This window comes from Galbibacter sp. PAP.153, assembly GCF_037029175.1.
Lineage (GTDB): Bacteria > Bacteroidota > Bacteroidia > Flavobacteriales > Flavobacteriaceae > Galbibacter > Galbibacter pacificus.
In genome coordinates this window covers 187,317-194,341 of sequence record NZ_JAZEUN010000007.1, presented here as the reverse complement: position 1 = coordinate 194,341, position 7,025 = coordinate 187,317, and the positions used below count along the sequence as shown (strand labels likewise).

General features: G+C 38.2%; 4 protein-coding genes. All 4 read left to right on the top strand.

The annotated features are described in order from the left end of the window. Positions 1 to 369 precede the first annotated feature (369 nt). The 4 genes from UXI14_RS06365 to UXI14_RS06350 all read left to right on the top strand — a co-directional run bounded on the left by UXI14_RS06365 (position 370) and on the right by UXI14_RS06350 (position 7,008). Positions 370 to 1,281, top strand: a complete 912-nt coding sequence (locus UXI14_RS06365; RefSeq protein WP_335965401.1) for a PD-(D/E)XK nuclease family protein — start codon at positions 370 to 372, stop codon at positions 1,279 to 1,281. A 254-nt stretch (positions 1,282 to 1,535) separates the two neighbouring features. Then, complete coding sequence (locus UXI14_RS06360; protein ID WP_335965400.1) at positions 1,536 to 2,192, top strand: sigma-70 family RNA polymerase sigma factor; 657 nt, start codon at positions 1,536 to 1,538, stop codon at positions 2,190 to 2,192. Positions 2,193 to 2,343: 151 nt separating this feature from the next. Beyond that, the gene (locus UXI14_RS06355) at positions 2,344 to 3,567 is read left to right on the top strand and encodes a FecR domain-containing protein (RefSeq protein WP_335965399.1); all 1,224 of its coding nucleotides are present in this window, start codon (positions 2,344 to 2,346) and stop codon (positions 3,565 to 3,567) included. A 123-nt stretch (positions 3,568 to 3,690) separates the two neighbouring features. Then, a complete protein-coding gene (locus tag UXI14_RS06350; protein WP_335965398.1) occupies positions 3,691 to 7,008 on the top strand; it encodes a SusC/RagA family TonB-linked outer membrane protein in 3,318 nt (1,105 codons plus the stop codon). Positions 7,009 to 7,025 lie beyond the last annotated feature (17 nt).

Sequence of the window (7,025 nt, the reverse complement as noted above, 5' to 3'; positions counted from 1 at the left end):
TAATATATGTGTTATGGTTTTCCGTAAGTCTTTTTATTTTGTATTGGATAAGTTTGTAATACATAGACTAAGACCTAATAAAGTTTGCTATGCAATTATAACCCTAACCAATCTGAAGTTTATATGATAGATATATTGTACAATGTAGTTACATTAATAGGATCATCTATGGGTAAAGTGTCGAATAGCTATTAATGGAATGCCTACTTTACCATTTGACTTTCATTATTTTGTTATACTCAAGGAGTAGGGATAATATAAGTGATTTAGTATAACTTAATAAAAAAGTATTATTTTTATTTCAGAATAGAAGGATATTTGGAAATTTCCATCATATCCAGTAGTTGTAGCCAATTTGAGAAACGAAATATGGAACAAACCATTTTACCTGTTGAATCTATTCAAGAAAGAGATGTTGACTTAATTCTACTCGAAGAATTATCAACTGACAATTCGTTTTGCGAATGGTTTATTAAAGAATTGGACTTGCCTAATTTGACTTCAGTAAATGGAGCTTGGAGAAGTATTTCAGCATTTGGACTTGGAGAAACTGACATCTTATTTTCATATAATTCAAACGACAAGAAAAATTTTGTACTTATAGAGAACAAGTTGGATGCTTCATTCCAAAATGAACAATTCAACCGTTACTTAAAACGTGTAAACGAATATTTGACTAAAAAAGAATGTGATAATGCTTTTACTGTGTTAATTGCACCAAAACTTTACTGCGAAAATCAAAGTGATTTTGAAAATTATTTGACTTACGAAAGAATAGCAGAAAGACTTGAATTTGTTGGCTCGAAGCGAAATATTTTCAAAAGTAATTTATTACAAATCGCAACTGAAAAATTAAGACGTGGTTATCAGCCTATTAATTCTATTCCAATCCAAAATTTTTGGCATTCATACTGGGAATTTAAAGAAGAAAAATATCCGAGTTTGATAATGAAAAAACCAGGTATTGTTCCTTATCATAGTGACTGGCCTATGCTTTATGATGAAAGATTAAAAAACGTTGTGTTTTATCACAAACTTGGACAAGGAAATACAGATGCAACTTTTAAAGGCTTTCCAGAAGAAGTTGAGTTTAAAATAAAGGAATTACTACCTGAATGGGCAAAATTTGAAAAACATAATAAAAGCTTTTCGATTAGAGTACATTCAGGGAAAATTGACCGAACAAAAGATTTTAACGAACAGATAGAAAATGTAAATAGTGGATTAAAAAATCTCGAACGGACAAGAAATTGGATAATTGATAATAAAAACATGTGGTAACACAGGTAGTCGTTGTAGAACCCCTCTAGTTTTCTAAAAACAAGATAAATTTAAGCCCTTTTATGGGCTTTTACTTTTGTAGTAATTAGTTTTGTTGAATAACCAAAATCAAAACTTAATATAGGACATATAAAATGAATTAAAGTCACATTAACTGATACTTTTATAAACAAAATGTGTGTTTTTTATAATTTTATTATATTTTAGCTGAAACATTAACGTTTGATTTTCAAATGTTTATATGAACTTTCGTTTTGGCTCAACCTGATAAACACCAACAACATCCATCTTCCAAGGTTACTAAAAAAGGACCTTCGGAGCAGCCAGCTGTTGCCGTCAAAATAAAAGAAGACCAACTTTGGCAAGATTTTCAATCAGGTAATGAAGAGGCTTATGCAGCCATATACGAACAGAATGCTGCAAAACTTTATAGCTATGGGATGAAGTTGTTGCGAGATGAAAATATAGTTAAGGATGCTATCCAGGATCTTTTTGTGGAATTATGGGATGCAAAGGGAAGACTTGGAAAGGTACAAGCCATTACACCATATTTACTCAAATCTATCCGGAGAAAAATTCTTCATAGTGCTACTAGGGAGAGACGAACGACCACATTGGAAGAGACGGATCTCTTCATTCAAGTTATACCATCGGCAGAACATAACTTGGTAGAAAGACAACAGTATGACCGGAAAAGACAGGAGATAAGGGAGGCCCTGGCCAAACTGAATAAGAACCAACAGGAGATTATACACCTGAAATATTATTGCCGCATCAGCTATCAAGAAATTGCTGAGATCATGGAATCGGATACAAAATCTGTTTACAATCTTATGGCTCGAACGGTGAAACAACTACGCAAATACTTGGATCTCTATCCGTTCTTTTGGCTCTTGTTATCCATCTTATAAATAATACCTTCCCTTTTTTAAAGAATGGCTAAGGGTTATTCCTAGAAAGATTTTGATCGTTCTAAAAAAAATCTCACATTTTTTGAAGTAATTTTTAAAGTAGCTCCCTCTTTATAATAAAGGAATGTAATATTCTTTAAAATAGTTGACCGTGAAATACAGAGAGTATAGCGTTGAAGATTTTGTCAAAGACGATTATTTTCAAAAATGGGTATTGGACAGTGACCGGATGACGGCTAATTTCTGGACGAATTGGCTGAGTCAGAATCCGGATAAAAAGGAAGAAATTCAACGGGCCAGAGAAGCGGTACGTTTATTGGCTGGGGATGAAGACCAATTAACCAAGGCTGATTTTGATGCTATGTGGCAGCATATTGTAGAAAACCGCAATACTGCCGAGAAGGAAATGCTGAATTCTCCCGGGAGATATACCAAGAACGCCCGAAAGATTTTTATAAGAATTGCCGCGGCAATTCTCGGTTTAATTGCGCTTTCTTCAGGTTTATACATCTCAGGAATATTTGATACCGGTGAAAACAACCCCAAAGAATATTTAAACGCCATCACCCTACAACTAAATGATGGTACCATTAAAGTTATTGATGAAGATGCTCATGGAACCATTACTACAGGGGGTGGACAAGTTCAAGCCTTTCAGGAATCAAAAACCCTAATATACGATGATAACGAGCAAAGCAATAAAGAAAGGATACTTGAATTCAACGAACTGACAGTTCCCTATGGGAAAACGTTTCAGGTGAAATTTTCCGATGGTTCCTATGCCTTATTGAATGCCGGATCTAAGCTCCGTTACCCAGTAAGCTTTTTGGAAGGTCATGACAGGAATGTATTCCTTGATGGCGAGGCATATTTTAATGTGGCTAAAGATAGTTTGCGAACATTTACCGTGGTGACTGATCACATGAATACCGAAGTTTATGGGACAACATTTAATGTGTCCAGTTATAAGAATGAAAACAACACTTTTACGGTATTGCTGGAGGGTAGTGTAGGGGTATACCAACCAAACAACCCGGAAGGAGGAAATCCGGTAAAAATAATTCCCGGACAACGTGCGATTTTTGAAAAAGGGAACATAGGTGTAGAACAGGTCAATGTACATAAATATACCGCCTGGACTATGGGAGAACTTAATTTTATGGATGATCGCTTTGAACAAATAGTAAAAGAATTGGAACGGCATTTCGATGTGGAAATTGTTAATAGGTATGAGGGTCTTAATGACAAAAGGTTTACAGGAACCTTTACTACAGAATCGATAGAGCAGATTTTAAAAGTCTGCCAAGCGCATACTCCGTTTTCCTTTGAAAAAACTGATAATGTTATCACCATACAAAAAAAATCAAGTAAATAACTAACTCGTAAAAATAATAGTATATGTAGAAATAATTAAGTAGAAAAAATCGAAGGGTGTTCGAGCACCCTCCGACAACAATGATTAAAGTCAAACGGAATTAACTAAAATCAACTCAAAAGTATGAAAAATTATAATAATGCCTTAGGGCATTGGTATGCTCTTATTTTAAATTTTGATTTAAAGATGAAACTCACACTGATCCTATTTTTTATAGCACTTTTCCAGATCAACGCAGAGTCGGGGTATGCCCAAAACGAAAAGGTTACCCTACATCTCAAATCAGCAACTATCCCAGAAATTATCCAAGCCATTGAATCCAATACGGATTATAAGTTCTTTTTTAGTGAAGATGAATTGGATAGTACTCGCAGAATGGATGTGAGTGTAAAAAAGGAAAAACTGACAATGGTGCTAGACATGATATTTGAAGGGACTGTAATGACCTATAAAATTATCGATAAGCAAATTGTCCTTACCAAAAGAAAATCTACGCCCCAGTCTGAAAAAAATACCAACCATAACCCACAACAACATCGTGTCCGGGGTACAGTTCTTGACTCAGAGGGTATTCCCATTCCATTTGTGAATGTTCTCATTAAAAGCTCAAAAACCGGGGTATACACCAATGAGAATGGATTGTTTGAACTAGCGTGTGCCCCGACCGATGTACTTCTTTTTACCAATGTGGGTTATAACACCGAGGAATTCCCGGTGCAAGGACGCACAGAAATCACTATTACCTTAAAAGCATCGGTGACAGATTTGGGTGCCGTTACGGTCAATGCCGGGTATTATACGGTATCGGAAAAAGAGCGTACGGGGAGTATCTCAAAAATCACTGCTGCCGATATAGAGGAACAGCCGGTGACCAATGTGCTGGCGACCATGCAGGGACGGATGCCAGGGGTATTTGTTACACAAGATTCCGGGGTGCCCGGTGATGGGTTTTCAATTCAGGTACGGGGACAGAATAGTTTACGTTCTGATGGAAATGCTCCATTATATATAATAGACGGGGTGCCCTATGCCTCACAATCTGTGGGCGCTAATGTTACCATAGACCCCTTTGTGAGCCCTGTGAGCCCTTTGAATAACATTGACCCGACATCCATCGCCAGTATCGAAGTATTAAAGGATGCGGATGCTACTTCCATATATGGTTCAAGAGGTGCCAACGGGGTGATTTTGATAACTACCAAGCGGGGAAGTGCAGGAAAGACACGTTTTCAATTGGGATATAGTTATGGTACCGGAAGGGTTGCAAACTTTATGGATTTAATGGATACGAACACCTATTTGGAAATGCGCCGGGAGGCCTATGCCAATGATGGGGCGGCATCGTATCCTTCCAATGCCTACGATGTGAATGGCACTTGGGACCAGGCCCGTTATACGGACTGGCAAAAGGTGTTTATCGGAGGAACGGCCGCTTACACGGATGTGAATGGCTCTGTTTCAGGGGGAAGCCAGAACACCCAATTCAACGTAGGCGGAAACTACCATAGGGAAACTACGGTATACCCGGATGATAATGCCTATCATAAGCTGGGGGTTCATTCAAGTCTAAGCCATAGTGCGGCAGATGACCGGTTTAAGCTCCAACTTACCACTTCATATACAGTTCAAGACAATAAGCTGCCGGGCCTGTCCTTTGTATCCAATATTTATGAACTTGCCCCCAATGCACCGGCACTTTATGATGATGACGGGAGCCTGAACTGGGAAGATAGCAGTTGGACAAATCCATTGAGTGACCTGGAAACGTATTATAATTCGCATAGCTATGACTTAATCAGCAATCTGGTACTTTCCTATGAGCTATTTCCGGGATTAACGGTTAAATCCAGTTTTGGGTATAACCATATGCAATTTGAGGACATGCGTGTACTGCCTTATACACGGTATAATCCGGCTTATAATTTAAGCAGCAAATATTCCACTTTATACAAAAATAAGACACGTCGTGAATCATGGATTGTAGAACCTCAATTGACCTTTGACCATCAGTTCGGTGACCTATCTATTCAAATACTTTTGGGGGCTACTTTTCAAAATCAGACATCCTCTCAATTGGTACAGGGAGGCAGTGGCTTTAGCAGTGAAGCTTTTGTCGAAAATCTTTCGGCGGCAGAAACGCAGACCATTTATACCGATGACCATACACAATATAAATACAATGCCTTTTTTGGACGTTTAAATTTTTCGTTCCGGGATCGTTATATCTTGAACTTGACGGGAAGAAGGGATGGGTCATCCCGGTTTGGTCCTGGTAAACAGTTTGCTAATTTCTGGGCGATCGGCGGTGCATGGTTGTTTTCTGAATGGGCATGGATAAAAGAAGGACTGGAAGCGCTCAGCTTCGGGAAGCTCCGGGGCAGTTATGGAATTACCGGAAGTGACCAAATCGGGGATTACCAATATCTGGACACCTATTCCTTGACGGGGAACACCTATGGCGGAACAGTTGTAATGGAACCATCACGTCTTTTCAATCCCTTGTTCAGCTGGGAAGAGAACAAGAAGCTGGAATTGGCATTGGAGCTGGGCTTTTTTAAGGACCGTTTGTTCTTGACCGCTTCCCGGTATAGAAACCGTTCATCCAATCAACTAGTAGGGATTCCCTTGCCCGGGACCACCGGCTTCGCGTCCATTCAGGCCAATTTGGATGCTGTCGTGGAAAACAAAGGGTGGGAGTTTCAGTTGCGGTCTGAGAATTTTAATAAAAGTGCATTTTTTTGGTCTACTTCTTTTAACCTGAGCCTTAATAAAAATGAACTGATTTCATTCCCTGAGCTGGAAGGATCTACCTATGCGAACCGCTATGTAATTGGAAAACCTTTGAATATAAAGAAGGTATATAAATATGAAGGGATCGATCAACGAACAGGTCTTTATCAGTTTAAGGATTTTAATAATGATGGGCAGCTTTCCATTAATGAAGATCGAATGGCCATTAAAGATATCAACCCTGACTTTTATGGCGGCTTTCAAAATACGTTTCGCTATAAGGGATTCTCATTGGATATATTATTTCAATTTGTAAAACAAGAAAATTATAAGGCAAATCATCCCATGGGGCTTCCGGGGCTAATGAGAAATCAATTGGTTTCTGCAGGGGACAGATGGCAAATGCCCGGCGATCAAGCAACCTACCAACCGTACTCCTCAGGTGCCAATTCAGAAATTTATACCCATTTTTTAAATTATTACAACAGCGATGGAATGATAGACGATGCTTCTTTTGTAAGGCTTAAAAATGTGACTGTTTCTTATAGGGTCCCAAAAGAATTTTTATCCGGTGTTGAATGCACCATAGAACTGAAAGGTCAAAATATTTTCACTTTTACAGGATTTGACGGATTAGATCCGGAAACCGTTTATGCCAACAGGTTGCCTCCATTACGCGTATTGACAACAGGGGTTAAGCTTAATTTTTAAATTTTAATGACATGTTT

Excerpts from the sequence above, each read along its gene's own strand:
- UXI14_RS06365 (WP_335965401.1), top strand. The coding sequence starts at position 370 with ATGGAACAAACCATTTTACCTGTTGAATCTATTCAAGAAAGAGATGTT.
- UXI14_RS06350 (WP_335965398.1), top strand. The coding sequence starts at position 3,691 with ATGAAAAATTATAATAATGCCTTAGGGCATTGGTATGCTCTTATTTTA.